This is a genomic window from Serratia nevei, from assembly GCF_024160145.1.
Taxonomy (GTDB): domain Bacteria; phylum Pseudomonadota; class Gammaproteobacteria; order Enterobacterales; family Enterobacteriaceae; genus Serratia; species Serratia nevei_A.
Genome location: NZ_JAMYWQ010000042.1, coordinates 1 through 25,995 on the forward strand (window position 1 = coordinate 1; position 25,995 = coordinate 25,995).

The window sequence follows — 25,995 nt, forward strand, 5'->3', positions numbered from 1 at the left end:
GGTTGCGGCCCACGTCGACGGTAACCTTTTCTCCGCTCGCCTGCGCACCTTTCAGTGTGGTATCTCTGCCGCTGGTCAGGCTGAGGTTGCTGCCCGCATCAAGCCGGGTTTCGGTATGGGTCAGCCCGTTGCCGTTCTCATGCCCCTTGCCGGCATTCACGCCGGCCGAGACGCTGATGCCATACCCGCCCGAGCCGGCGCCGACGCTCACGCCCAGGTTGCCGCCTTTGCTGCTGTTCTTGCCAACGGTGCTTTCGGTGTTCTGGGCAGATTGCAGGGTAATGTCCCGCGCCGCATCGAGCGACAGGTCCTTGCCCGCTTTCAGCTGGCTGCCGGTGATGGCGATATCGCCGCTCTGGGCGTTGTGATTTTTACCGTGTGCCGTTATCGACAGGTTTTGCCCGGCGGTGAGCGTGCTGCCCTGCGACTGGCGGCTGTCGGTGCGGGTTTCGCTCTTCGACGACTGGCTGCCGTAGGAAGCGCTGATGCCGACGGTGTTGGTAGCGCCCTGCGCCGCACCCTCGTCGCCCGGCTGCAAGCCGGCAGCGGCGTTTTTCGCCTCCGCCGACGCGGTCTGCGCATTATCCCGCGCCAAGGCCTGCGCGGCCTGCACGCCGGACAGGGCTGCCTTGGTATTTTGCAGCGCGCTCAGGCGCCCGTCGCCTTCCTTTCTCGCCTGCTGCGCCGAGCTGACGGCCGCGTTGAGCGCGCCGCCTACGGTGCCCGACAACGCCAGGCTCAGGCCGCTTTGCTTTTGCTCGAAGGTTTCTTTACGCGTGCGCAGATCGTAGCCGGGGTCGATAGTCACGCTATCGCCGGTGAGGGCCAGATCCTTGCCCGCCACCAGATCGGCGCCGCCGATGTGCAGCTGGTTACCCGCCATGATGTTGACGCTGCCCTGGCTGCTGCCGACGGTACTGACACTTTGGCTTTGGGTGGTCGCTTTCTCGTCGACTTCGTGTTTGCTCGACTGTTTGCCAATCGTGAAGCCGATGCCACCGCTGCCCAGCAGGCCGCTCTTTTTCTTCTCCTCCAGCAGGTAATGCGTGTCGGTTTCGGTGGCCGCGCCGATATCAACGTTACGGCCGGCCTGCAGGTTCACATCGCGGTCGGCGGCGATGGCCGAACCGGTGACCGTCAGATCGTTGCCGGCGCTGACGCTGACGCTGTTGCCACTCAGCAGCGTGCCTTTCTCGCGCGTGGTTCGGTCGTCGGTCACGGTATGGCTGCTGCTTTTTTTGAGGAAGCCCTTTTTCTCGGAACGTTCTTCGCTGTAGCGCGACTCTCGTTCAGTGGCCGTATTGAGGGTGACATCCTTTTTCGCCTGCAGGGCGATGGCGCCCTGATCGCTGTGCAGGGTGCTGCCGGTAACCGTAACGTCACCTTCGCGCCCGATCACGGTCACGCCGTCGCGCGCGCTGAAGGTGCTGCCGGTGCTGATTTCGCGTTCGGTTTCCTCTTCACGATGGCTGCGGGTTTTGCCCACGCGTTTGTTTTCGCTGTCCTGGTCTTGCGTGCGGGTACGCGCGTCTTTAATGGTCACGTCCTGCGCGCTGACGCCAATGCGACCGTCTTTACTGTCAACCTGTGCGCCTTCGGCCAGCAGTTGATTGCCCGCCACCAGGGTGACGCCCTGATCACCGCTCAAGGCACTGAGCGTCTGGCGCTCTTCCTGGCGATCGTTACTCACCGATGAGGTGCGGCTGTTAGCGTCCAGGTGGGTGGTATTGGTGGTTTTGTCTGCCAGGATATTGATGTCATTCCCGGCCTGCACGCCAAGCTGGCCGCCGGCTTTTGCCTGGCTACCGGTCAACGTCACGTCATGCCCGGCAGTGAGCGTGAGATTGCCGCCGGCGTTAAGCTCACTCCCCAGTGCCTGCTGCCATTCGCCGCTGACGTGCGCCATCCGCTCGCCGGCCGCTTCCGTGCCGCTACCGGTGCGGTTACCCATTGAACCGGAGATAACCTCAAGGTCGGCGGTATGGCGGCTTTTCGCGGCGGTGATGGTCAGGTCATTGCGCGCGCTCAGGCTGAGCGTATCGGTAGCATCGAGTTTCGCCCCCGCGAGCGTGATATCGGTACCGCGCAGGCGAATGTCGCCGGCGCTCATCGTCGCCTGGCGCAGCGCATCCTGCAGGTTGGTGCTCATGGCCAGACTGTCTGCCTGCACGTCAATGCTGCCGGCCTTGATGTCGCCGCCCTGATGCAGGAACTGCCCGGCATCAACGGCCAGTGCCTTCTCGGCAAACAGGTTGCCGGCATTGGTGATGCTGCCCGCCGAGAGCTGCAGGTTACCGCCGCCAATCACCGCGCCATCGCCGGTCAGGCGCAGCGTGCTCTGCGCCAGGTACACCTTCGGCACCCACACCGTTTGCGGGCCGGCGGCCGTTTGCACCGTCTCGCTCACCAACCAGACGATATCCTGTTGCAGCGCAGCAACCTGCTCAGGCATCAACGCCACGCCCGGCACCAGGTGGAAGTCCTGTGCGACCTTGCTGCCGTTATTCATCAGTTGCTGGTACTGTTCCATCGCACTCCACCCGCTGACGGACGGTTTGCCGGTCAGCGCCAGCATCTGCTCGCGTACCAGGCGCTGCTCGTAAAAGCCATCCCCCAGGCGCTTATGCGCCTGCGCGGGATCATAGCCTGCGCGTTCGAGCATGTAGTCACTGCTGATAAAGTTGTCGCGCCGGGTAAAGCGCTCGTCGGTCACCACCAGGAACGGGCTGCCGGTCGCCGTATGCTGGCTAAACAGGCCGTTATCGGGGATGGTGGTGGCCACACTGCCCAGATGTTGCAACCGGGTCAACGCCAGCTCAGACGGCAACAGGGGGCGCCCCAGCGGCGAGGATGCGGTGCCGCCGGGCGCCGTCATTCCCCCGCCGGGTGTCAGCGTCGTATCGCCTTCAGCTCGGGCTGCGCCCTCCACCGTGAAGGCCAGAGGATTGCGCTCGAATTCGGCACGCTCGGCATCCACCGCCTTCAACGCCGCCTCAAGTTGACTGATTTGCGCCTGATTGACCGTGGTGTTGGTGATGCTGGCGCCGTTGATGGTGACCGTACCGTTACCGGTGATCACCCCGTCAACGGTCGCCAGCGCCGTGGTTTCGTCCCGGTTGAACGTCGGATACCAGTGATGCGTGTCCTTGTCATAATGGTCAACGATAGCCGCCTGACGTCGTTCGTTAACCGAGTAACCGCGGTTGTCTACGCTGCCGCCGCCGTCCTGGGTCAGGTTACCGTTGGCCGTAATCACGCTGGCATCGTTGAGCAGCGCGCCGGTAATGCGCAGCACCATATTGCCGCCGGCCAAAATACGCGCGCCGATACCTTCGGAGACCAGCCTGTCACGCGTCAGCGTGCCGCTCTCGGTACGTTCGCGGAAGTTGTTGTAATCGGTGATGAACGGTGCGCTGTCGATATCGACATGCTTTTCGGGATCCCAGGTCATCACCTGCGTCCAATCGTGCTCCCAGTGGAAGCCGTTCTGATAAGGCGTCGGGATGGTGGCCAGCTGATTGCCCCCACGCGTTTCATAGAACGTCATCGCATAGCTGCCATCGGCGTTCGGTTTGAGCGCCAGGTAGTTGACCCACAGGTCGGTCAGTTGCCCCTTGTTGTCCTTGACCCGCACCTGCGCGCGCTTGCCCGCCGCATCGATGGCCAGCAGGGTGCCGTAGCGATTGGTTTGCGCCGCCGCGTCATCCTGGAAGGTCAGCTGCTGGGTGGTTGGCGCCATGGTGCTTTTATCGGGGTTGACCTTTGAACCGTAGGTACGCCAGTAATAGTTGTAGCGGTGCCATTTGTAATCGCTCTTTTCCGCCTCACGCTCAATCACCAGCCCTTCGCGCAGGTTGTCCAGACGACGGGCCTCGACCGTAACGTCGCCGTCCGCTTCGATAAAGCTCGCCCGGTTTTCAATCAGGTCATCGCTGCGCAGGTGCAGAAGCCCGCCGCTGTAGAGCAGCGCCCCATCCCGGTTATTCAGCCGCTCGCCGGTCACCAGCCGAAGGCTTTGCGTCGCCGCCATCACCGCCGGCGCGCCGTGGTTGTCGATAACGCGCCCGTTCACGGTGATATCGTCCCCCATCAGCGCCGCGGCGTTGTCGAGGGTATCGACGTTGAGCGTCATGCTGTCCGCTTCAAGCCGCCCGGTGTTTTGCAGTGCCCCGGTCGTCAGCCGCAGCGTTTTGCCCACCAGCGTCGCCGGGTTGGTGATGCTGGCCGCATTGAGCACCAGATTGCCGGGCAGCAACCAATCCGCCAGGTTGCTAAAGGCGCCGCTCAGGGAGAACGTTACCGTGCCGTTGCTGATGATATTTTCGCCGGCCTGATGGGCATAGTCCTGCTGCGCGGACAGTGTCAGTGCCTGCAGCCCCAGCAGAGTGCCGCTCTGGTTATCCAGGGTGCGCGCATGCAGGGTCAGTTGGCCGGCGCTCTCGACCCGGCCGCCCTGATTGAGCAGCGCCAGCGCGGAGTCGGTTGAGGGCCGCCCGGCGTTAATGTCGAGATTGCCGTTGGCCAGGAGACGCCCCTGGTGGTTGTCCAGTGCAGCGACGTCCGTGAGGGTGAGATGACCGACGCTCTGAAGCCGGCCCGCCGTGTTATCGATGTCGCGGGCACTGATGCCGGTGCGGGTAGTGCCCAGGATCAGGCCCCCCTCGCGGTTGTTCAGGCGTTCGGTCTGAACATTCAGTTCCGCCTGGCTGCTGAGCGTGCCCTGTCCGCTGTTATCGAGCGTCCCGGCCCTGAGCGCCAGCGCCTGGGTAGAGACCAACTGGCCGCCCCGGTTGTTGACCTGCGCCCCCTCAAGCGTGAGCGCGTCGCCGCTGTGTATCTTGCCTTGTTGGTTGTTGAGCGTGTCGATACGGTAGAGACCCGAGCCTTGACTGATAAGCGAACCTCCGGCGTTGTCCAACTGCCCCGAGCTCATCGCGATGCCGCCGCGGCTGCTGAATACGCCCTGCCGGTTATCGATACCGGCGGCCGACACCTCTTGCCCACCATTGCTGCGCACTGCGCCGCCGGTATTCTCCAGCAAGCCGAGAATGCGCAGCGCTACGTGTTGCTGGCCGTCTATCGTCCCGCCGGCATTATTCAGTGCCTGCGCGTCAAGCGCCAGCGCATCGCCGCCCTGTATTTTCCCGCCGCGGTTGTCCAGCCCGCCGTTCAGATTGAGCCGCAGCTGCTTTTGACTGTACAGTTGCCCCGCCTCGGCGTTATCCAGGCTGCGGGCGGCGATAGTCAGCGCCTGGCCCGCCAGCCACTCACCGCCGGCGTTATTGATGGCGCCGGCGTGCTCGCCGTCAGCGGCCCCTTGTACGCTCAGTTGCCCCTGCGCCGAGACCTTACCGCCGCGATTATCGATATCCTGCTTGATGCGCAGCGCCAGGTTTTGCGCCGACTGCACCACGCCCCTGGCGTTACTCAGCCAGCCGGCCGCAAGCTGTGCTTCCTGCTGGCTCTGTACGCTGCCCTCGGTATTGTCAAAACCGCCGCTTATGGCCCGCCAGCTCCCCTGGCTGCCCATCCAGCCCTGCGCGTTGACGATATCCTGCGCCTGCAGCCGCTGAGACGATTGACTGAACACTCGCCCCTGCCCATTATCCAGCCGGTCGGTGAACTGCATGTCCAGGCTGCCCAGCGCATTGATGGCCCCCTGGGCATTGCGCAGACTGGCGGCGCGCACCTGCGTGCGGCCATTGCCGGTCAAGGTGCCGTTTTGGTTGTCCCAGCCACCCGCCAGCGTCAGTGAAAGCGCCTGCCCGCCGAGCACCATACCTGCGGCCCGGTTGGTCAACCCGCCCCCCTGCAGAGATAAGTCGCCGCCGCTTTGCAGTGAGCCGCCGTCGTTGTCAAACAGGCCGGCATCGCCGCCCCGGATATCGAGCGCCTGCTGCGCGGTCAGCTTGCCGCTTCGATTGAGGATATTGCCTGCGGCATCAAGACCAAGGGTACCGCCCGACTGCAGCCGGCCACCGGTATTGTCGAGAGTCTGCGCGGCGGCGGTGACCTGGCGGCCGCCCTGCGCGGTGCCGCCACGGTTATCCCAGTCGCCAGCGCTCTTCACGGTGAGGGCTTTGCCGGCTTCAAGCCAGCCGGCGGCGTTGTTCAGCCCTTGCTGCGCCGTCAGGTTCGCATCCTGCCTGGCGACCACCTTGCCCTGGGCGTTATCCATCTGTTGCGCCGTCAACGTGAGCGACTCGCCGCTGATCTCCCCCTCACGGTTGCCAAGCTGCCCCGCCGCAGTGAGAGTGAGCCGTTGCCCGCCCAGCAGTTTGCCGGCTTCGTTGCGTACGTCCCGCGCCGCCACGCGGGTCTGCCCATGCCCCTGCACCGTGCCACCACGGTTGTTCAATTCACCCTGGCTGCTCACCGCCAGCGCCTCGTCGGCACCCAGCAGCCCCTGAGTATTGTCCAGGCCCTGGCGGGCATGCAGATCGAGCCGCTCTTGGCCAATCACCTTGCCCTGGGTGTTGTCGAGACGGTCAGACTCCACCGTCAGCACTGCGGCGCTGATTTCACCGCCGCGGTTGGTGGCGTTGCCCGAGGTCTTCAGGGTTGATGTCTGGCCGGACAGCAGCTTGCCGCCGTCGTTGTTAAGGTTACCCGCCGTTGCCGTAACGGCCGTTTCGCCTTGCGCCGTGCCGCCGCGGTTGTCCCAGTCGCCGGTCTGGATATCCAGCGCCTTGCCGGCGCCCATCAAGCCGCCTTGGTTATCCAGGCGGCTGGCCGTCAGGGCGAGATTGCCCTGACCAATGACCTGCCCCTGCGCGTTATCCAGCCGTTTTACCGCCAGACGCACGTCATCGCCGCTCAGGGTACCGGACTGATTGTTCAGATCGCCACTCGCCTCGATCGTCAGCCCCTGGCCCGCCAGCAGATTACCGCCGGCGCTGTTAACCGCACCGTCGGCATGAATCGTGAGCCCCGTCTGGGTTTTTACCGTGCCGCGCTGGTTATCGAGGCGGCCGGCGTCGAGGCGAAGAGCCCCGTTGCTGCCCATCGTGCCAGCGCCATTGTCGAGCAGGCCGCCGATCCGCCAGTGCTGCGCCGCTTCACCCAACGCCACCAGGCGGCCTCGCTGATTGACCAGTTGGCCGGCCGAAAGCAGAAGGCTCTGCGCCTCGATGCTGCCGTCACTGTTATCAAGCTCACCCGCCAACGTGAAGCGATTCTCACCGTCACCGGTTTGTGACCAGGTGGCCTGTTGGTTGAACAGGCTGTCGGCATCGACCGCCCAGCGCCCGGCCTTGACCTTGGCCTGCTGCGCATCCACCTTCCCCCCGGTGCTCACGACAAGCTCACCGCTGTCGACGGTGGACTGGCGCAATGCCACGCCGCCTTCCCGTGCCGTCAGCGCGGTACGGCCGGCCCCGAGCTGCGCGCCGCTGATATCTACCCGGCGCCCGGTCGCGTTGACGTTCTTCTTACTCAGCAAACTGCCACCGGCGCGAATATCGCCCTGGCTATCAAGCTGCAGGTTGGCATCATGGACCAGGGTGCTTTCGGCATCACTCCCTGCCAGCAGGTGGCCGCTGCTCTGGATGCCGCGCGCGGCGTTCAGCTGCACATTCCCGGCCGCCGCCAGCGTCCCGGACTGCGTCAACATCCCCTCGCGGCCCTGTACCGCCAGTTGGCCACCGCTGTACACTTTCCCGCGCGTCTCAATGTCACCTTTTGCTGCCAGCTGGATATCGCCGCCGGCCCGCGTGGCGGCATCCGGCGCCTCAGCCTGCCAGCTGAGTTTGCCTTCGCTGCTGACGGTGAGCGTTTTGCCTGCCTGTACCTGCCCGTTGCGGTTGCGTACACCGACGCCGGCTTCGGTGCCGATCATGCGGATACTGCCGCTGTACATACCGCCCATCTGGCCCATATCGATAGCAAGCTCAGGCCTGGCGCTGCCGTCGCCGGCAAGCGGCGCTGCGGTTTTGCCATCCGCACTCACGCGGTTACGGCCGGCCACCACCGTCAGCCCTTCTTTAGCCCAGACGCCGGCGTTGACCTCCACTGCCCGCGCCAGAATGTCGACGTACTCGGTATCATGGCGGGCGTCTCCGTTGAGCCCGCCCCCCTCGATGCGCACCACCCCGCGTTCGACCTGATAACCCGCCACGCTGCCGTCGGGGTTCATCTGCGGTTTGCCGGTGGTCAGCGTCATTCGCCCGGCGTTGATGGTGCCGCAGCCGTTGCAGACGATCCCGGCAGGGTTGGCCACAATCACCTGCGCCTTGCCGCCGGCCACTTCCATAAAACCGCGCAACTGACTGGGGTTATTGCTGTTGACTTCGTTGAGGATGACGCGGGCCGGCGCCGCGTTGGGATTGAGGTTAGGGTTGCCCTGGATCATCCCGGCCATTTGGGTCGAGGTCATCACCGCCGAGTTGTTAAGGATGGCACCTTTGGCGTCGACGTCGAACTGTTGATACTGGTTATGCGAGATCCCCGCCTGGTTGGGGGCGGTGATGTTGACCTGCGGCAAGCCGTTCTGGGTATTGATCACCTCCGGCCGCAGAGCAGGATTGGCGGCGCCGTCCGCCACAATGCCGTCGGCCATCGCCGGCCCGGCGAACAGGGCCAGCCCCAGCAACCACACCGCTCGCCGCACGGTGACCCACAGACGGCCCCCGCCCGTTATTCCTGAGCCGACGCGCTGCCCCGGTTCGCTGCTGCAGCTGCGAGCCAGTTCGGAAACCACCCGCAACTCCCCGTGGGTGCGGCTGAAGATAAGGCGATAGCAATGTTTGTTCATGGGTCACGTCCGTGAGAAAAGTCAGTCCGTTCAGATCGATATCAGCAACGCTGCCGGTATCGCGATGTTCAGATTTCCAGATTTACGCTAAAACCCGCGGTCGCACCGGAGGTGTGGAAGCCTGCGGGCTTGTACAGCGGCACGCCGGCAAACAGGTCATAGCTGAGCCGCCCCCACAGCGCGCCGCGCACGCCGAGCGCGCTGCCCGCCAACTGATGGCCGACCGCGTGGCGGGTGCCTGGGCTGCCCACCCGGCCGTAGTCGGCGGCCAGATACAGTTCGTGCCCGCGAGAAAACGCGTTCCAGGCGATTTCATTGCGCCACAGCAGGCCTTTTTCGCCCGACAGCATCTGTTCGCCGTCAAAGCCGCGCACCGTATAGCGCCCGCCAATGGCCATCCGCTCCTGCGGCGTCAGCGCATTCGAGCTCCACTGGCCCCGCACGCTGGTATACACCCGCCAGGGCTGCTCGCCCCAGGTGAAAGGCCGGTTGATAGCCAGGTCGCCGAGCAAAATGCCGGTACGGGCGCTGCCCTCATGACGAGACTCTTCCGGGGCCGGCAGCGCATTGAACGCGCCGGTACCGCGGCGCCAACCGATATTGGCATCCAGGGTTGTGGTGCCGAAGTAGCTGCGCTGATTCAGCCCCAGCTCCCAGCCGGCGGTCCGACGTTTTTGCGACACAATATCGATGTCGTCCACGGCGTTAGTGGAATGTTTGCGGTAGCCACGCAGGTTGAGCGTGGTCTTGTGCGACTGATCGCGGTACAGCAACCGGGAGACGGTCAACTGAATGTTGTCGCTCTTGCCGCTGTAATGCACTACCTCGTTGGCGTTGGGGATGTTCTGATGATAGGTGTAGTCGTTGTAGTTGGCCGAGAAGGCCCAATATCCCACCGGGAAGAAATAGTTCAGCGTATGTGAACGGTTGCCGAACGGCCCGTGCTGGAACATATCTTTGCCGATGTTGGCGTAAAACAGGTCATTCTGCGCAAACGGGGCGTCGATAGCCAGGGTGGCCGAACCGAGATAACGCCCGGTACTTTTGGAGCCGCTGTCGTCCATTCCCAGGCTGAGCCGCACCGGGCGCCCTTCGTGCCAGTTGACCTGCAGGTCACTGGTGCCGTCCTCGGCGCCGGGGACGATTTTAATGTCGGCATTGGCGCTGGGCACCCGCCTGAAGTTTTCCAGCCCCTGTTCGATATCGCGCAGGTTGAGAATGTCGCCGCGTGAGGCCGGAATAGCGTTCCACAATCGCCCACGCCAGGAGACCGGCTCCTCAAAGCGGATCTCGCCGATACGCCCCGGTTGCAACGTCAGCGCCAACACGCCCGTAGCCAGGTTCTGCTCCTGCGCCATCACGCGTGTAGTGACATAGCCCTTGGCCAGTATGACGTTTTGCACCTTGCTGATGGCCAGCGCAATGCCCTGGCTACCCAGGCAGCGGCCCTTGGCATCCGCAGCAGCCTCCAGCGCCCATTGAAAGCGGTCGGCAGATTCCCCCACCAACGTTAGCCGGTTGATGACGAAACAGGGGTGTTCATCGGTTGGGTAGTCGGGCAGCACAACGTCGGGACGGGAGAGGCGCGCATCGGCCTGCGGGGCATTCTGGTTTTGCAGGGCGCGTTCTCTCTCCTGCTGGCGCTGCTGTTCGCGGGCATCGATGGATGCCACCGCTTCATGGTCAGACGCCGAGGCGGAAAACAGAGGGACGACGCCAATCAATAATCCCGACAGTCCACAGCGGATAAAATAAAGCAAAGTGCGAGCATTCTCTGAGCGCATCCCTGGCTCCTCATCGTTATTTTTATGCTGATTTATTAACCTGCAAACCATGCAATACGTAAATGAATGTAAACTAAATTCTTAGCGAACGGATTATGAACTCTGGGAATCAAAAATCAACTGCTTTATGTGGGTGCGAAGAAATGGCGCACGGCCTGCGGTTGAAACGAGAAACGTCGCGTGCTGACAAGGGAGAAAACGGCAGCAGGATGACGCGTTGGTGCGCCACCCTTTAAAATTAATTGTCGATCGGGAGGACAATGTACAAACGCGGCAGACGGCTATCAGCTCAGCAAATTGCTGCCGAAAGCCCCCTGCCAATCCTGCTCGAACCTCTCGACTGCGGCCTGCACCGCCGGCGCGTTCAGAAACTGTTCCGCCACGTCCACCGGCAACGTGATGGCCTGGCAGCCCGCCAGCAGGCATGCCAGCGCCTGGCGCGGCGTCTTGAAGCTCGCGGCCAGCACCTGCGCCGCAGGCGCATGCAGGTTCAACAGCTGCTGCAGCTCGTGCACCATTTTGATACCGTCGCCGCCCTGCGCATCCACGCGGTTGACGTAAGGCGCCACATATTCCGCCCCGGCCAATGCCGCCAACAGCCCCTGTCCGGCGCCGTATACCGCGGTGCCCAGCGTCGGGATGGACATCGCCTTAAGCTTCTTGATCGCCGCCAGCCCCTCGGCGGTTGCCGGGATCTTGACCACCAGGCCCGGTACGCGCTGGCTGAGCAGCGCCGCCTCCGCCACCATGCGTTCGGCATCGGTCGCCATCACCTGCGCGAACAATTTGCCGGTGCCGCCGAGGGCGTCGCGCAGCGCGGGCAGCACTTCCCAGATCGGCTTGCCTTCCTTCGCCACGATGCTCGGGTTGGTGGTGACGCCGTGCAGCGGCAGAATGCGCGCCAGGCGTTTTACTGCGGTCACGTCGGCGGTATCGAGATAAAGCTCCATCACGGACTCCTGTGTCATGTTTTGTGGGCGGATTCAAACTCCGATCATCATAGGGCATAAACCCCGCAATCCTTTGACCAAAATCAACTCAACTTTCATTCGAAACATCTTTAATGACCAAAGATTCAGCAACGCCAAACGGGTGACCCATGTTCTTCAATCTGCAGCGCTACTCGACCCATGACGGCCCCGGCATCCGCAGCGTGGTGTTTTTAAAAGGGTGCCCGCTGAGCTGCCGCTGGTGTCAGAACCCGGAAAGCCGCTCGCGCCACGCGGATCTGCTGTTTGACGAGCGCCTGTGCCTGAGCGGCTGTACGCTGTGCGCCGAGCGCTGTCCGCAAGGCCTGCAGCGTGACGAGGGGGCGTTGATGCTGCGGCGCGAACTCATCAGCGCAGACGATTATGCGGCGCTGGCCGCCGCCTGCCCGACCGGCGCGCTCAGCCTGTGCGGCAGCGCGGTCAACCCCGACGATATCATGGCCGAGGTGATGCGGGATAAGCCTTTCTACCTGCGCAGCGGCGGCGGGTTAACGCTGTCCGGCGGCGAGCCCTTTATGCAGCCGGAGATCGCGGCGGAGCTGCTGCGGCGCGGCCGCGAAGCCGGCATCCACACCGCCGTCGAAACCTGTCTGCACGTGCCGTGGCGTTACATCGCCCCTTCGTTGCCCTGGCTGGATCTGCTGTTGGCCGATCTCAAACACACCGATGAAGCGCGTTTCAAAACCTGGACCGGCGGCTCCGCCCGTCGGGTGATGAACAATTTCCGCCGGCTGGCGGCGCACGGCGTGCCGCTGATCGTGCGCGTGCCGCTGATCCCGGATTTCAACGCCGATCGCCATTCTGTCCGTGCGATTGTCGACTTCGCCGCCGACGAGATCGGCGTGTCCGAGATCCATTTTCTGCCGTACCACACGCTGGGCATCAACAAGTATCACCTGCTCGGCGAACCCTACCGCGCCGCACGCACGCCGCTGGACGCACCCGATCTGCTGGCCTTCGCCGAAGCGTACGCCGGCGCCAAAGGCCTGACCGCCATTTTGCGAGGATAACGCCATGACCACGTTGGATTTGACCACCCTCAGCGCCCGCATTCAGGCGCATAAGAACGCGCTGATTCACATCGTCAAACCGCCGGTGTGCACCGAACGCGCACAGCACTATACCGAGGCCTATCAACAGCATCAGGATCGGCCGCTGCCGGTGCGCCGCGCGCTGGCGCTGGCCAACCACCTGGCGAAACGCAGCATCTGGATCGCCAACGACGAGCTGATCGTCGGCAACCAGGCCAGCGAACTGCGCGCCGCGCCGATCTTCCCCGAATACACCGTCGGCTGGATAGAAAACGAGATAGACCAGTTGGCCGACCGGCCGGGCGCCGGTTTCTCGGTCAGCGAAGAGAACAAGGCGATTTTGCACCGTCTTTGCCCCTGGTGGCGCGGCCAAACGGTGCAGGATCGCTGCTACGGCATGTTTACCGACGAACAAAAGGCGCTGCTGGCCACCGGCATCATCAAAGCCGAGGGCAACATGACCTCCGGTGACGCCCACCTGGCGGTCAACTTCCCGCTGCTGCTGGCGCTAGGCCTCGACGGCCTGCGTGAAAAGGTGAACGCGCGCCGCAGCCGCCTGCACCTGACCGAGTGGGAAGACCTGCACAAAGCGCAGTTTCTCAACGCCATCGACATCGTGCTGGCGGCGCTGAGCGAGCACATCCTGCGCTTCGCCTGCCTCGCGCGCGACATGGCGCAACGCGAAACCCGCGACTGGCGGCGCACCGAGCTGCTGGCTATCGCAGACAACTGCGATCTGATCGCCCATCGTCCGCCGCAAACCTTCTGGCAGGCGCTGCAGCTGTGCTATTTCATCCAGCTGACGTTGCAGATCGAATCCAACGGCCATTCGGTTTCCTTCGGTCGTCTCGACCAATATCTCTATCCCTGGTATCGGCGCGACGTCGAGCTGGAGCAGAACCTGGCGCGGGAAGACGCCATCGAGCTGCTGCACGGCTGCTGGCTGAAGCTGTTGGAGGTCAACAAGATCCGCTCCGGCTCGCACTCCAAGGCCTCCGCCGGCAGCCCGCTGTACCAAAACGTCACCATCGGCGGGCAAACGTTGCTCGACGGCCGGCCGTGCGACGCGGTCAATCCGCTGTCCTACGCCATTCTCGAATCCTGCGGCCGCCTGCGCTCCACCCAACCCAACCTCAGCGTGCGTTACCACGCCGGGATGAGCGCCGACTTCCTCGACGCCTGCGTGCAGGTGATCCGCTGCGGCTTCGGCATGCCGGCATTCAACAACGATGAAATCGTCATTCCCGAGTTCATCAAGCTGGGTATTGAGCCGCAGGACGCCTACGATTACGCCGCCATCGGCTGCATTGAGACCGCCGTCGGCGGCAAATGGGGCTATCGCTGCACCGGCATGAGCTTCATCAACTTCGCGCGCGTGCTGCTGGCGGCGCTGGAACAGGGGCGCGACGCCACCTCCGGGCAGATTTTCCTGCCGCAGGAGCAGGCGCTGTCCAAAGGGAACTTCGCCGATTTCGAGCAGGTGATGGCCGCCTGGGATCGGCAAATCCGCTACTACACGCGCAAGTCAATTGAGATCGAGTGCGTGGTAGACAGCGTGCTGGAGGAGAACGCCCACGATATCCTCTGTTCCACGCTGGTGGATGACTGCATCGAACGCGGCAAAAGCATCAAGCAAGGCGGCGCCAAGTACGACTGGGTTTCCGGCCTGCAGGTCGGCATCGCCAATCTCGGCAACAGCCTGGCGGCAGTGCGCAAACTGGTGTTCGACCAGGGAACGATCGGCCAGCAGCAGCTGGCGGCGGCGCTGGCCGACGACTTCGCCGGGCTGGATGGCGAACAGCTGCGCCAGCGGCTGCTCAACGCCGCGCCCAAATACGGCAACGATGTGGACGAGGTCGATCGGCTGCTGGTGCGCGCCTACCAAACCTACATCGAGGAACTGAAGCAGTATCGCAACACCCGCTTCGGCCGCGGGCCGATCGGCGGCGGCTACTACGCCGGCACCTCGTCGATCTCGGCCAACGTGCCCTTCGGCGCCGCCACCCTGGCCACGCCGGATGGCCGCAAGGCACGCACTCCGCTGGCGGAAGGCGCCAGCCCGGCGTCCGGCACCGACCACCAGGGGCCGACGGCGGTGTTCAATTCGCTCGCCAAATTGCCGACCGAGGCCATCCTCGGCGGGGTGCTGCTCAACCAAAAGCTGAACCCGGCGACGCTGGACAACCCGCGCGATCGGGAAAAGCTGATGCTGATGTTGCGCACCTTCTTCGAGAGCTATCGCGGCTGGCATGTGCAGTACAACATCGTGTCGCGCGAAACGCTGCTGGCAGCGAAGCAACACCCTGACCACTATCGTGATTTAGTGGTTCGCGTAGCTGGCTATTCCGCCTTCTTTACCGCATTATCCCCTGAAGCGCAGGATGATATTATTGCGCGCACAGAACATACTCTTTAAACCTTTGACTCTTAGCGGCCGCACGTTGGCGGCCGCATCATCAGGCCGATATGAATTTACGACAACAGACCATATTGCAGTTGGTTAACGATCGCCGGCGGATCAGCGTCAACGAACTGGCGCGCGCCTCGGGCGTTTCGGAAGTCACCATCCGGCAGGATCTCAACCTGCTGGAAAAGCGCAGTTATCTGAAACGGGTGCACGGCTCCGCCGTGGCGCTGGAAAGCGACGATGTCGACGCCCGCATGATGTCCAATTTCACCCTCAAGCAGCGGCTGGCGCAGTATGCCGCCGCGCAGGTCAACGACGGCGAGACGATCTTTATTGAGAGCGGCAGCACCAATGCCCTGTTGGCGCGTTACATCGCCGAGCGCAAACGTATTACGCTGATCACCGTCAGCCACTACATCGCCAACCTGCTGAAAGAAACCGACTGCGAGGTGATCGTACTGGGCGGTATGTACCAGAAGAAAAGCGAGACCGTGGTCGGCCCGCTCACGCGGCTGTGCATACAGCAGGTGCATTTCAACAAGGCGTTTATCGGCATTGACGGCTTTCACGCCGAAACCGGCTTTACCGGTCGCGACATGATGCGCGCCGACGTGGTCAGCGCGGTGCTGGCCAAGGGCGTGGAGAACATCGTGCTGACTGACTCGAGCAAGTTCGGCCAGATCCAGCCCAACCCGCTGGCGCAGCCGGGGCAAATCAGCCGGGTTATCACCGATTCACGCTTGGCGCTGGAGTACCAACATCAGCTGAAACGCCAGGGCGTACAGGTGGAATTGGTCAACGAATAACGCGGGCCGCCACCGCTCCTATCGCGCCGCGCGGACCGCACCGCGCGCCTTTCCCCTCACGCAGCGGGATTTTAAGACTATTTACCTGTTTATCCTTCCCGGTAAACCTATACTCGGTTGCGGCAACTTTTGAGCCGTAACTTGCTAATTATTCGGCCGTTAACAAAAAGTGCCATTTTTTATATCGATACTGTATGGGAACCAACGGCAGGCCCGATTTATGGTTAACGCCTATACTTACAGGGCACTTCCATATAGCCAATGCTAAGGAGAAGTCATTATGATGATTATCAATAAACGTTTCGCCGCCGCCGCTCTGGCGCTGACTCTGGCGCTTTCACTCAGCGCCTGTTCCAATATGTCCAAACGCGATCGCAACACCGCTATCGGCGCCGGCGCCGGTGCAGTCGGCGGCGCAGTGCTGACCAACGGCAGCGCATTGGGCACGCTGGGTGGGGCTGCAGTAGGGGGTATCATCGGTCACCAGGTCGGCAAGTAACCTGACCGAGGGTCCTCTGCCGACAGGCTGGCAAAAGCGCACCGGCGCTTTGACGTATTAACCAGAATAACGATGATTTCAGGTCTGTTTTCTTTAAGTCCAGGGGCTTTTGCCCATAACGGGCTAACCTAGGCAGCAAAACCTCAAAGCCGTGCCGCAGCATTACACTGCGGCACGGCGATGCACCTCAACCGCCCGCCAGTTTGACCTTCATGCCTTTGGCTTCCAGCAGCTGTTTGAGCAGATCGCGTTTATCGCCCTGGATCTCGATGATCCCGTCTTTCACCGAACCGCCGCAGCCGCATTTCTTTTTCAGCTCGGCCGCCAGTTTGTCGAGCGCGGCATCATCCAGATCGACGCCGGCGATCAGGCATACGCCCTTCCCCTTGCGGCCGCTGGTCTGACGCTGGATGCGCACGAAGCCGTCGCCCTTGGCGCGCTGCGGTTTAACCTCTTCCTGCTTGATGCGGCCGCTGTCCGTGGAATACACCAGGCGGCTGTTATCGTCATTCATCGGCGATTCCTCAGGCCAAAGAGGCGCGGATCGCGCGCAGCGTCGCGGCCGGATCGGCAGATTGGGTGATCGGACGCCCAATCACCATGTAGTCCACGCCGGCGGCCTGTGCTTGCACCGGCGTCATGATGCGGCGCTGATCGCCCGCCGCGCTGCCTTCAGGGCGGATCCCCGGCGTCACCAGCTGGAAAGCCTGCCCGCAGGCGGCCTTCAGGCGCTGGGCTTCGTGTGCCGAACACACCACGCCGTCCAGCCCACAGTCGCGGGCCAGGCGCGCCAGACGCTCGGCGTGCTCCGCCGGGCTGGCTTCGATGCCGATGTCGCGCAGATCTTCCGCTTCCATGCTGGTCAGCACCGTGACGGCGATCAGCAGCGGCGCATCTGCTCCGTAAGACAACAGCGCTTCTTTCGCGGCGGTCATCATGCGCGCGCCGCCGCTGGCGTGGACATTGACCATCCAAACGCCCAGTTCGGCCGCCGCCGCGACCGCATGCGCGGTGGTATTGGGAATATCGTGGAATTTCAGATCGAGAAACACGTCGAAGCCGCGCCCATGCAGGTCGCGCACCAGCTGCGGCCCAAACAGCGTGAACATTTCTTTGCCCACTTTCAACCGGCAGTCTTGCGGATCGATACGATCGGCGAACGCCAGCGCCGCGTTCTTATCGGCGTAATCTAACGCCACGACGATTGGAGATGATTTTAAGTCATTGTTATTAGCGTTATTTTCAGACTTCATTTCTTCTACCTTCTGTAAAATGGACATAATCAGGCACTCACCCGCGAAACTGACCGCCGCATTCTACATGCCGGGGGCCAGAAATCCCAGCCGCAGCGCGCACTGGCGCTGTGTCATGTTTCCCCCGCCTTTGTCATGACACGTCAACGGCATCACATCGGCGATAAACCACACAGCGTAAAACGCCGTAAAGATGCGTAAATTGTTAATCAGATATTTTGAATGACTTACTCAGCATTATCAGATTTTCAATCCGCGCAGATGCTTTATTATTCAACTCATCGGAAGCGAATGGCTTCCTTCCTAAATAAACAGACTGGAGTCACCTATGAAAACCATCAAATATTTTGCAGCCGCTGCCGCTATCGCACTGACCTCTTTCGCCACTTTCGCCGCTGAACCCGTCAGCCGCCAACAGGCCGATAACCTGACCGCCACCGGCATCGTTTCCGCAGGCCACGTGACTACCCTCAGCAGCCTGGAAAAAAAGCTGGCCGCTAAAGCCGAGGCTCAGGGCGCCAGCAGCTACCGCATCATCTCCGCCGGCGGTAACAACATGCTGAGCGGCACCGCGATCATCTACAAATAATGTTTCCGGTACAGGGCCCGCACCTCCGGGGCCCTGCCTCTGTTGCCCGTCTAAAAAAACCGCATTTGCCCACTTGATTTGTTACAGAAATATTAAATTTTTATTACACACTAGACACCCGATCGCCAGTGGCTTAGCTTGAAGGCATCTTCCTGCAGAAAGGCTTTCAAAATGAGCGAGATATCGACACTTACCATTAAAATTCCTCTGGAACTGAAGGAAAAAATCCGCACCGCCGCCGCTGAAAACGAATTTTCGTTGAGCGTGGAAGTATGCCAGCGCCTGGAAAACAGCTTCAGCGCCCCTGTAGCCGCCAAGGCAGAAAAACCGGCCAAAAAGGCGGATGCGCTGCACCACGGCGAGATCGACAATCAAAGCACTGAAGAAGAGATTGAACAGCCGCTGAGCCAGAAAGAACTGAAGAAACTGCGCCAGCTGTTGAAAACCGGCGCCAAGGGCGGCAAGAAAAAGTAAGCGATAAACATAAACAAAACGGGGCGATTTATCGCCCCGTTTTGTTTTGTCGCGCCGCCGCGTTATTGCCCGTCCAGGCCGCGGATCGGCTTGACCGATGACCAGGCGCGGCACGACGGGCAATGCCAATACAGCGAGTGCGCGGTGAAGCCGCATTTGTGGCAGCGGTAACGCGGCTTGGTGCGAATTTGCTCGCCGACCATATCGCGCAGCAGCAGCAGGCTCTCTTTCGCCCGGCCGTCTTCGGCGTCCGCCAGGTGATAATCCATCAGCCGGTAGAACACCCGCATGGTCGGATGGCGCTGCAGCTGGCGGTTGATATAGACCTGCACCACGTCGCGCCCTTCATGCTGTTCGATGATCTCGGCCAACATCAGATCGGCGGTGGCACCGGTGTTCTCTTCCACGCAGCGCTTGAGGAATTCAGCCCACTGTTGCTGTTGTTCCGGCAGATGGGTGTAGCATTCCTGCAGCATCGGCAGCGTTTCGCTGACCAACTCTTTATCCTGGCTCAATACGCGTTGCAGCGACTCTGCCGCTTTGGCGTAGTCGTTTTGCGCCATGTAGATGCGCCCAAACATGATGGACACCCGCGCACACTGTTTATCGGCTGCGTCCGCACGCTTGAGCAGGCTCATCGCCCGATCGAGATCGTCGCTGCCCATCGCCTGCAGCGCCAGTTCGCAATAGAAATGCGCGATCTCGACGCGTTGCTTCTCTTTGCCCAGCTTGACCAGCTTTTCCGCCACGTCGATCGCTTTTTGCCAATCGCTGGTGGCCTGATGGATCACCAGCAGCTGCTGCAACGCCGATACGCGAAAATCCGCTTCGTCAGTCAACTGGCTGAACATGTCTTCCGCGCGATCGTACAGCCCGGCCGCCATATAGTCGCGGCCCAGCTGTTGTACCGCCAGCAGGCGCTGTTCAAAGGTTAGGGAAGCGCTTTCCATCAAGGCCTGATGGATGCGGATGGCGCGGTCGACTTCACCGCGCGAACGGAACAGGTTGCCCAACGTCAGGTGGGCCTCAACGGTGTTGCTGTCCTCTTTCAACATGTCGAGGAACAGATCGACCGCCTTGTCCTGCTGGTTGGAAAGCAGAAAGTTCACCCCTGCCACGTATTCACGCGACAGGCGGTTGGCTTCTTGCTGTTTATCCTGCTGAGCGCTTCTGCGCCCCATGTACCAACCGTACGCGGCAGCCACGGGCAGCAACAGAAACAGCAGTTCTAACATAGAGGATTATTCCTTGCTGACAACGGACTGAGCCGCCGGTTCAGCGGGCTGCTCAAGCTGCAGCTCCAGCCTTTTTATCTTGCGCTCGGCGCGGCCCAGCGCAATACGCGTGCGCAAATAGAACAGACCGCAAATGATCCAGCCGAGAACGAAGCCGGCGCCAAACAGCGTGGCCAACAGGGTTGATACGCGATAGTCGCCCTGCGCAACCAGATAGTTAAAATTAACCACCTGATCGTTATGCGCCCCCAGGGTGACGGAAATCACGAAGATCGCCAGAACCAACAAAAAAATCAGCAAATATTTCACATTCTTTCCCGCGATGCCGAGTGAATCGGATGAACGATGCCAAAACGTGGCGTTCCTAACCCTTAAGTTAGCATTTCCCGTTGCGGCAGGGAAACCCTGCGGCACGATAAAACCACATATCTGCTGGCATATTCGGCAGTAAACGGCTTTAGCGAGCAAATTGATGAGAAAGCTTCTCAAAACGTCGAATTTATAAGGATATGGGGGCGACGGCGCGGATTGCAACGGCGGGAAAATGTAAGCGGTTAATGCGGCACCGATCTGGCGCCGCCTTTTTGTGACACAGTCACGTCATGACATGATTAACCCACCGTCCACATTAATGGTTTGGCCGGTGATGTAGTCGGCATCGTCCGAGGCGAGGAAGGCCACAAGACCCGCCACGTCCTCGGGTTGACCGGCGCGCTTGAGCGGAATGCCCGCCACCCACTCGGCCATCAACGCCCCTTTGCCGTAGGTTTTTTCCGGGCCGCTGAGGATTTCGCCCCAAACGCGATCGTTATATTCCCACATCTCGCTTTCAATGATGCCGGGACAAAACGCATTGACGGTGATCCCCTGCGGCGCCAGTTCCAGCGCTAAACTCTGCGTAATGCCTATCACGCCCATTTTGCTGGCGGCGTAATGCGGCGTGTAAATGAACCCGTTACGTCCCTGGCCGGAAGAGGTATTGATCAGCCGCCCGCGGCGTTGGCCCACCATATATTTAGCCGCCTCCCGGCAGCAGAGCCACACCGCCGTGGTATTCACCGCCAACACTTTCTCAAAATCGCTTTTGGGCATCTGATCAAAACGATCGATAGTGATTATCCCGGCATTTTGAATGGAAACGTCGATCGTGCCGAATCGTTCCCAAACCTGACGATAAAAATCAACCACCTGCGCCTCATCGGTGACGTCGAGGATGACCGGCAGCACCTCAACCCGATAACGCTGGCTCAGCATTTCCGCCGTGGTCAAAATGCGCTCTGCATTCGACGCGATCGCCAGATTGGCCCCCAGGCTGGCGAAACGCTCGGCGATACCGGCCCCAATACCGCGGCATGCACCGGTGATCACCACCGTTTTTCCCGTGAAATCACGATTCATGGTTGTTCTCCTGTCATCAATGAGGCGCTCTGCGGCTGCCACAAGGTGCGTCTTACCGCCTGGCGCCAGGCGCTGTAGTTCTCCTGCAACTGCCGGTGGCGTTGCATATCGGGTTTAAATTCATCATGTTGCGGCAGCAGTGCCGCCAGTTGCCGCTCAGGTGTCCGCCACAGGCTGCGCATCGCCATCAGGGCAGCCCCCAGCGCCGAGAGCTCCGCCGTGTTGCTGCGCCACACCGGGCAGCCCAACAGATCGGCCTGAAACTGCATCAGCCAATCATTGCGGCTGGGGCCGCCATCGGCCATTAACCCCTGCAGTGTAAAACCCGGTTGTTGCCGCAATTCGCCGATCACATCGGCGATCTGATAAGCCACCGCTTCAAAAGCGGCCCGCACCAAATGTTCCCGCCGCGTGCCGCGGCTGAGCCCGCAGATCACGCCGCGCGCCTGTTCATCCCACCAGGGCGCGCCGGCCCCGGTCAGCGCCGGCACAAAATAGACGCCGCCGCTGTCGGGCACGCGAACAGGCAGTTCACTTAACGGCGTCTCGTCCCCCGGCGGCATGGCGGTGATATCCAGCATCCAGGCGATGGCGTCGCCGGTGTGGGGTATATTGCCCTCCAGCGCATACTGCATACGCTCACCGTCGTGCCAGGCGACGGTCGTTGCCAGCGCGCTCGTGCCACCTTGCGCTTCGGCGATCGGCGCCATCACCGATGATCCGGTGCCATAAGTGGCTTTAACCTGACCCGGTTGGCCGAGCGCATGGCCGTACAGCGCCGCGTGCGAGTCGCCTACCATCGCGCCGATCGGAATACCGTCGGCAATGCCTTCCCATCCCAACGTCGTGCCGAACAGATGGCTGGAGGGGTGGATCGTCGGCAGCGCCTGACGGGGAATGTTGAACAGCGCCAGCATCTGCGGGTCCCAATCGCCGGAAGCAAGGTTCAACAGCTGAGTGCGAGCGGCATTGGAGGTATCGCAGCAAAATGCCTGTCCCCCGCTCAACTGCCACAGCAGCCAGGTATCGATGGTGCCAAGACAGATCTCCCCACTCTCCGCCAACCGTTGCCCGTCTTCGCAATGATCGAGCAACCAGCGCATTTTCGACGCCGAGAACAGCGGCGAAAGCGGCAGGCCGGTGGCACGGCGCACCGCTTCGGCCTGCCGATCGCACCGCAGCCGTTCACAGAAATCGGCGGAACGCGCGCATTGCCAGGTCAGCGCAGGCCCGATGGGCTGGCCGTTGGAACGCCGCCAGCCGATGGCGGTTTCACGCTGGTTGCTGATGGCGATACCGGCAATGCGGGACGCACCGGCCAACGCCATGGCTTCCCGCAGCACCGCCAGGGAGGCTGCCAGCAAGGTCTCGCCGCGCTGCTCCACCCAACCAGGTTGCGGCGTTTGCAACGTCAGCGGCCGGCTGGCCCTGGCGACGATCGTCCCCTGCACATCCACCACTACCGCTTTGGCGTTGCTGGTGCCTTCGTCCAACGCCACAATGCAATCCGCTTTAGCCATGGCTCACCTCGGCCAGCGGCTGAGCCGCTTTTTTTTCCTGGCGCTGCATCAAAATGACCTTGCTTTGCAAACGCTGTTGGAACTGGTCAATCACCACGGCGGTGACGATCACCAGCCCTTTAATCACCATTTGCCAGAACTCGCTGACGCCCATCATCACCAGGCCGTCCGCCAGAAAAACGATCACAAAGGCGCCGATGATCGAACCGAATACCCGGCCGCGGCCACCGCTGAGCGCCGTACCGCCCAGCACCGTCGCGCCGATGGCGTCCATCTCGAACATATTGCCGGTCATCGGGTGCGCGGTTTGCAATTGAGAAGCGATGACCAGCCCCACCAGCGCCGCGCACAGCCCGGAAAAGGCATAGACGAACAGCTTCACTTTGACGATCGGCACCCCCGACAGCCGCGCCGCCGGTTCATTGCCGCCAATCGCATAGATATAACGGCCCAGCGGCGTTTTCTTGGTGAGATAGATCCCCAACAACACGATGGCCAACATCAGCCAAATCGGGTTGTAAACCCCAAGAAAGGTGCCGGACCCCAAGGTTGCAAAGCCGGTATTGCCCAGCGCTTCCATGCCCACCAGATTGGGATAGGTTTTGCCGTCCGCCGTCAGCAACGCCGCCCCGCGCGCCACGTACATCGCGCCCAGTGTGCAGATGAACGGCGCGACGCCGAGCCGCGTAATCAGCGTGCCGTTGATCACCCCCAACAACACGCCCAACAGCGCCACCGCGCCGATCACTTCAAAAACGTTGAGAAACAGCCGGTTGCCGTCCCACAGCGGGATACCGACGGTCAACAGCGCCCCGGCGATCATCCCGCACAAGCCCGCCACCGCGCCGACCGACAAATCGATGCCGCCGGTGAGGATCACCAGCGTCATGCCAACCGCCAGCAGCCCGGTGATCGCCACGTGCTGTGTCATGATCAGCAGATTGGAGACGGTCAGAAAATTCGGCACCATGCTGCTGAAGAACAGCACCACCAGTAACAGCGCAATGAAGGTGCGCGCCTGCAGCAAGTACATATACAACCGATATTTGGTTTGCATTGCCTTATCCTTATGCATGGGGGGTTGAGGCGCGGATCAGCGTTTCGCGATCGGCCCGCTCGCGCGGCAGATCGGCCGTCAGCTTCCCGTCCGCCATCACCATCACCCGGTCGGCCAGTGAGACCACCTCATCCAGCTCCGACGAAGAGAACATCACCGCCAGCCCCTGGCGAGCCATCGCGCCAATCAGGTGATAAACATCCGTTTTGGCGCCGACATCAATTCCGCGCGTCGGCTCATCGAGAAATACCACCTGCGGCCCGGTCAGCAGCGCCTTGCCCAACACAACTTTCTGCTGATTGCCGCCGCTCAGGCTGGTGATTGGCAGCTCTCGGTCGCTCACCTTGATCGCCAGTTTTTCGATCATGCCATCGACCTGCGCACACTCCCCGGCCGCCGCCAGCGGCCGCAGCGCATTGCGCCCCAGGCTGGCCAGGGTCATGTTGGCCTTGATCGACATCATCTGCACCAACCCCTCCGCCTGCCGGTCTTCCGGCACCAACGCCATGCCCAACGCCATACGTTGACGAAACGCCAGCCGCTCCACGCTTTTGCCATTGAGCAGAATGCGGCCGGCGCTCTGGCGCATTACGCCGTTGATCACTTTGAACAGTTCGGTGCGGCCGGCGCCCAACAGGCCATAAATGCCGATCACTTCCCCTTTGCGCAGTGAAAAACTGACGTCGTCAAGGCAATAGCCGCCGTTTTCACGCGGCAGCGTCAACCGCTCGACCTTCAGCACTTCATCCCCTTGCTCTGCCGCGCAATAATCAAAGTGCTTGCTCTTTTCCCCGACCATCTTTTCGATGATCCACGGAATGCTGACGTTGCTGACCGGCTCGGCGGCAACAAAACGCCCGTCGCGAAACACCGTGATGCGATCGCCAATCTCCATCAGCTCTTCCAGACGGTGAGAAATGTAGATGATGGTGACGCCGCGTTTTTTCAGATCGGCGATCACCCGAAACAGCGTGCGCACCTCAGCCTGGCTCAGCGCCGATGTCGGCTCATCCATGATCAGCACCCGGGTGTCCTTCGCCAACGCGCGAGCGATTTCAACCAACTGCTGATGACCGATACCGAGGCTGCCCAACGGCGTATGCGGATCGATATCCAACTCCAGCCTCTGCAGCAGCGATTTGGCCAGCTGATATTGATAGTCCACATTGATGCGGCCACGCCGGAAGAACTCGTTGGCCATAAAAATGTTGTCCATCACCGACAGGTTGGGGAACAGATTCAGCTCCTGGAAAATAATGCTGATCCCGAGCCGCTCCGCCTGCTGCGTGGAGGTTAACGTCACCGCTTTTCCCTCCAGCTCGATGGTGCCGGAGGACGGGGTTTCCACCCCCGCCAGCAGCTTCATCATGGTCGATTTGCCGGCGCCGTTTTCGCCGATCAGCACGTTGACCTGATTGCGAAACACTTGATAACTCACGCTATCCAATGCCGTGACGCCGGGATAGAGACGCGAAACGTTGCGCGTTTGAATAATGACCGGTTCGCTCATCACGCCCCCTTAAGGTTGAATGCGTACCGGCGTGATCAACAGCGGCTCGACAGGTGCCTGCCAGCTGCTGAATACGCCATACACGGTAATGTGGTCACCCACCTTGGGTTGGGATCCGGCCAGTTCGTCGATCGAAGCCTGATTAATCGCCCTGGCAAAATCGCCGAACAGCGTTTGGTCATTGAAATCGCTGTAGCTCAGGCCGCGATAGCTGTCGCGCAACGCCGTGCCGCGATAAACCGGCCCGATCTGCACGTCCACGACGTTTAACGGCGCATCGGCCAGTTTGAGCGTCAATTTTCCGCTGCGCGAACGGGTGTTGACCGCCGCGACTTCACCGCTGACCTTAACGTTGAAATAACAGGGAAACTCAGGTTGAGCGCGGTATCCGTACTGGCCGCAGGCGCTGTCAAAATCCTTGGCCTGGGCGATCCGGGCGATCAGTTCGCCCAGCGGCTGCGCCGTTTTGACCGCCTGCGGCACGATCTGGCTGCGGTAAATCTCCGCCGCCTGTGCCACATGCGGATTCACCGGGGAGCGGAGCTCCGCCAGCTTTTTCTCCGAGACGATACGGCAACCGCTCAGCGCCAGAACGACGGTGACGGTCAGCGCAATGCGCATCGACATAACAACCCCTCCGATCGCACCCCGCCGCCGGGACGGGGTGGTGAAAGACGCCGCTCAGCGCGGA

The 25,995-nt window shown here is 61.6% G+C and carries 18 protein-coding genes; 6 read left to right on the forward strand and 12 right to left on the reverse strand.

What is annotated here, in order from left to right:
* From M6G53_RS21440 to fsa, 3 genes are all read right to left on the reverse strand, one after another.
* A partial coding sequence (locus M6G53_RS21440; RefSeq protein WP_253334363.1) for a hemagglutinin repeat-containing protein occupies positions 1-8,752 on the reverse strand: 8,752 nt, incomplete at its 3' end.
* Positions 8,753-8,820: 68 nt separating this feature from the next.
* A complete protein-coding gene (locus M6G53_RS21445; RefSeq protein ID WP_253334364.1) occupies positions 8,821-10,536 on the reverse strand; it encodes a ShlB/FhaC/HecB family hemolysin secretion/activation protein in 1,716 nt (571 codons plus the stop codon).
* Between the two features lie 284 nt (positions 10,537-10,820).
* Positions 10,821-11,486, reverse strand: a complete 666-nt coding sequence (gene fsa, locus M6G53_RS21450) for a fructose-6-phosphate aldolase (RefSeq protein WP_253334365.1) — start codon at positions 11,484-11,486, stop codon at positions 10,821-10,823.
* 149 nt (positions 11,487-11,635) lie between these two features.
* Here fsa and M6G53_RS21455 point away from each other — a divergent pair, with 149 nt between their 5' ends.
* The 4 genes from M6G53_RS21455 to osmB all read left to right on the forward strand — a co-directional run bounded on the left by M6G53_RS21455 (position 11,636) and on the right by osmB (position 16,268).
* A complete protein-coding gene (locus tag M6G53_RS21455; RefSeq protein ID WP_253334366.1) occupies positions 11,636-12,535 on the forward strand; it encodes a glycyl-radical enzyme activating protein in 900 nt (299 codons plus the stop codon).
* Between the two features lie 4 nt (positions 12,536-12,539).
* A complete protein-coding gene (locus tag M6G53_RS21460) occupies positions 12,540-14,972 on the forward strand; it encodes a formate C-acetyltransferase/glycerol dehydratase family glycyl radical enzyme (RefSeq protein WP_253334367.1) in 2,433 nt (810 codons plus the stop codon).
* 50 nt (positions 14,973-15,022) lie between these two features.
* Complete coding sequence (locus tag M6G53_RS21465) at positions 15,023-15,769, forward strand: DeoR/GlpR family DNA-binding transcription regulator (RefSeq protein WP_253334368.1); 747 nt, start codon at positions 15,023-15,025, stop codon at positions 15,767-15,769.
* 280 nt (positions 15,770-16,049) lie between these two features.
* Positions 16,050-16,268, forward strand: a complete 219-nt coding sequence (gene osmB / locus M6G53_RS21470; protein WP_253334369.1) for an osmotically-inducible lipoprotein OsmB — start codon at positions 16,050-16,052, stop codon at positions 16,266-16,268.
* Positions 16,269-16,455: 187 nt separating this feature from the next.
* On the opposite strand, the gene yciH is transcribed toward osmB, so the two are convergent.
* On the reverse strand, positions 16,456-16,782 hold the full coding sequence (yciH, locus tag M6G53_RS21475) for a stress response translation initiation inhibitor YciH (RefSeq protein ID WP_253334370.1): 327 nt from the start codon (positions 16,780-16,782) through the stop codon (positions 16,456-16,458).
* A 10-nt stretch (positions 16,783-16,792) separates the two neighbouring features.
* The gene (gene pyrF / locus M6G53_RS21480) at positions 16,793-17,521 is read right to left on the reverse strand and encodes an orotidine-5'-phosphate decarboxylase (RefSeq protein ID WP_253334371.1); all 729 of its coding nucleotides are present in this window, start codon (positions 17,519-17,521) and stop codon (positions 16,793-16,795) included.
* Between the two features lie 328 nt (positions 17,522-17,849).
* On the opposite strand from pyrF, the gene bhsA reads away from it, so the two are divergent.
* Together bhsA and M6G53_RS21490 are read left to right on the forward strand one after the other, a co-directional pair.
* The gene (gene bhsA / locus M6G53_RS21485; protein WP_253334373.1) at positions 17,850-18,110 is read left to right on the forward strand and encodes a multiple stress resistance protein BhsA; all 261 of its coding nucleotides are present in this window, start codon (positions 17,850-17,852) and stop codon (positions 18,108-18,110) included.
* Between the two features lie 171 nt (positions 18,111-18,281).
* Positions 18,282-18,584 carry an Arc family DNA-binding protein gene (locus M6G53_RS21490; protein WP_253334375.1) on the forward strand — a complete coding sequence of 101 codons (303 nt, stop codon included), beginning with the start codon at positions 18,282-18,284 and terminating at the stop codon, positions 18,582-18,584.
* A gap of 62 nt (positions 18,585-18,646) precedes the next feature.
* Here M6G53_RS21490 and lapB read toward each other — a convergent pair whose 3' ends face one another.
* From lapB to M6G53_RS21525, 7 genes are all read right to left on the reverse strand, one after another.
* Positions 18,647-19,819, reverse strand: a complete 1,173-nt coding sequence (gene lapB, locus M6G53_RS21495) for a lipopolysaccharide assembly protein LapB (RefSeq protein WP_253334377.1) — start codon at positions 19,817-19,819, stop codon at positions 18,647-18,649.
* Between the two features lie 6 nt (positions 19,820-19,825).
* On the reverse strand, positions 19,826-20,128 hold the full coding sequence (locus M6G53_RS21500; RefSeq protein ID WP_253334378.1) for a LapA family protein: 303 nt from the start codon (positions 20,126-20,128) through the stop codon (positions 19,826-19,828).
* A gap of 291 nt (positions 20,129-20,419) precedes the next feature.
* Entirely contained in the window at positions 20,420-21,217 is a 798-nt protein-coding gene (locus M6G53_RS21505; RefSeq protein ID WP_253334380.1) for an SDR family oxidoreductase, read from the reverse strand.
* A complete protein-coding gene (locus M6G53_RS21510) occupies positions 21,214-22,737 on the reverse strand; it encodes an FGGY family carbohydrate kinase (protein WP_253334381.1) in 1,524 nt (507 codons plus the stop codon). Before M6G53_RS21510 ends, M6G53_RS21505 begins: the two co-directional genes overlap by 4 nt.
* The gene (locus M6G53_RS21515) at positions 22,730-23,794 is read right to left on the reverse strand and encodes an ABC transporter permease (protein WP_253334382.1); all 1,065 of its coding nucleotides are present in this window, start codon (positions 23,792-23,794) and stop codon (positions 22,730-22,732) included. The genes M6G53_RS21510 and M6G53_RS21515 overlap by 8 nt, the downstream gene beginning before the upstream one ends.
* A 10-nt stretch (positions 23,795-23,804) precedes the next feature.
* Positions 23,805-25,304 carry a sugar ABC transporter ATP-binding protein gene (locus M6G53_RS21520; protein WP_253334383.1) on the reverse strand — a complete coding sequence of 500 codons (1,500 nt, stop codon included), beginning with the start codon at positions 25,302-25,304 and terminating at the stop codon, positions 23,805-23,807.
* A 9-nt stretch (positions 25,305-25,313) separates the two neighbouring features.
* Positions 25,314-25,931, reverse strand: a complete 618-nt coding sequence (locus M6G53_RS21525) for a DUF2291 family protein (protein ID WP_253334384.1) — start codon at positions 25,929-25,931, stop codon at positions 25,314-25,316.
* Between the last annotated feature and the right edge of the window lie 64 nt (positions 25,932-25,995).

Excerpts from the sequence above, each read along its gene's own strand:
- M6G53_RS21460 (WP_253334367.1), top strand. The coding sequence starts at position 12,540 with ATGACCACGTTGGATTTGACCACCCTCAGCGCCCGCATTCAGGCGCAT.
- lapB (WP_253334377.1), bottom strand. The coding sequence starts at position 19,819 with ATGTTAGAACTGCTGTTTCTGTTGCTGCCCGTGGCTGCCGCGTACGGT.
- fsa (WP_253334365.1), bottom strand. The coding sequence starts at position 11,486 with ATGGAGCTTTATCTCGATACCGCCGACGTGACCGCAGTAAAACGCCTG.
- M6G53_RS21520 (WP_253334383.1), bottom strand. The coding sequence starts at position 25,304 with ATGAGCGAACCGGTCATTATTCAAACGCGCAACGTTTCGCGTCTCTAT.
- M6G53_RS21525 (WP_253334384.1), bottom strand. The coding sequence starts at position 25,931 with ATGTCGATGCGCATTGCGCTGACCGTCACCGTCGTTCTGGCGCTGAGC.
- pyrF (WP_253334371.1), bottom strand. The coding sequence starts at position 17,521 with ATGAAGTCTGAAAATAACGCTAATAACAATGACTTAAAATCATCTCCA.
- M6G53_RS21510 (WP_253334381.1), bottom strand. The coding sequence starts at position 22,737 with ATGGCTAAAGCGGATTGCATTGTGGCGTTGGACGAAGGCACCAGCAAC.
- M6G53_RS21515 (WP_253334382.1), bottom strand. The coding sequence starts at position 23,794 with ATGCAAACCAAATATCGGTTGTATATGTACTTGCTGCAGGCGCGCACC.
- bhsA (WP_253334373.1), top strand. The coding sequence starts at position 17,850 with ATGAAAACCATCAAATATTTTGCAGCCGCTGCCGCTATCGCACTGACC.
- M6G53_RS21455 (WP_253334366.1), top strand. The coding sequence starts at position 11,636 with ATGTTCTTCAATCTGCAGCGCTACTCGACCCATGACGGCCCCGGCATC.
- M6G53_RS21505 (WP_253334380.1), bottom strand. The coding sequence starts at position 21,217 with ATGAATCGTGATTTCACGGGAAAAACGGTGGTGATCACCGGTGCATGC.
- M6G53_RS21465 (WP_253334368.1), top strand. The coding sequence starts at position 15,023 with ATGAATTTACGACAACAGACCATATTGCAGTTGGTTAACGATCGCCGG.
- yciH (WP_253334370.1), bottom strand. The coding sequence starts at position 16,782 with ATGAATGACGATAACAGCCGCCTGGTGTATTCCACGGACAGCGGCCGC.
- osmB (WP_253334369.1), top strand. The coding sequence starts at position 16,050 with ATGATGATTATCAATAAACGTTTCGCCGCCGCCGCTCTGGCGCTGACT.
- M6G53_RS21445 (WP_253334364.1), bottom strand. The coding sequence starts at position 10,536 with ATGCGCTCAGAGAATGCTCGCACTTTGCTTTATTTTATCCGCTGTGGA.
- M6G53_RS21490 (WP_253334375.1), top strand. The coding sequence starts at position 18,282 with ATGAGCGAGATATCGACACTTACCATTAAAATTCCTCTGGAACTGAAG.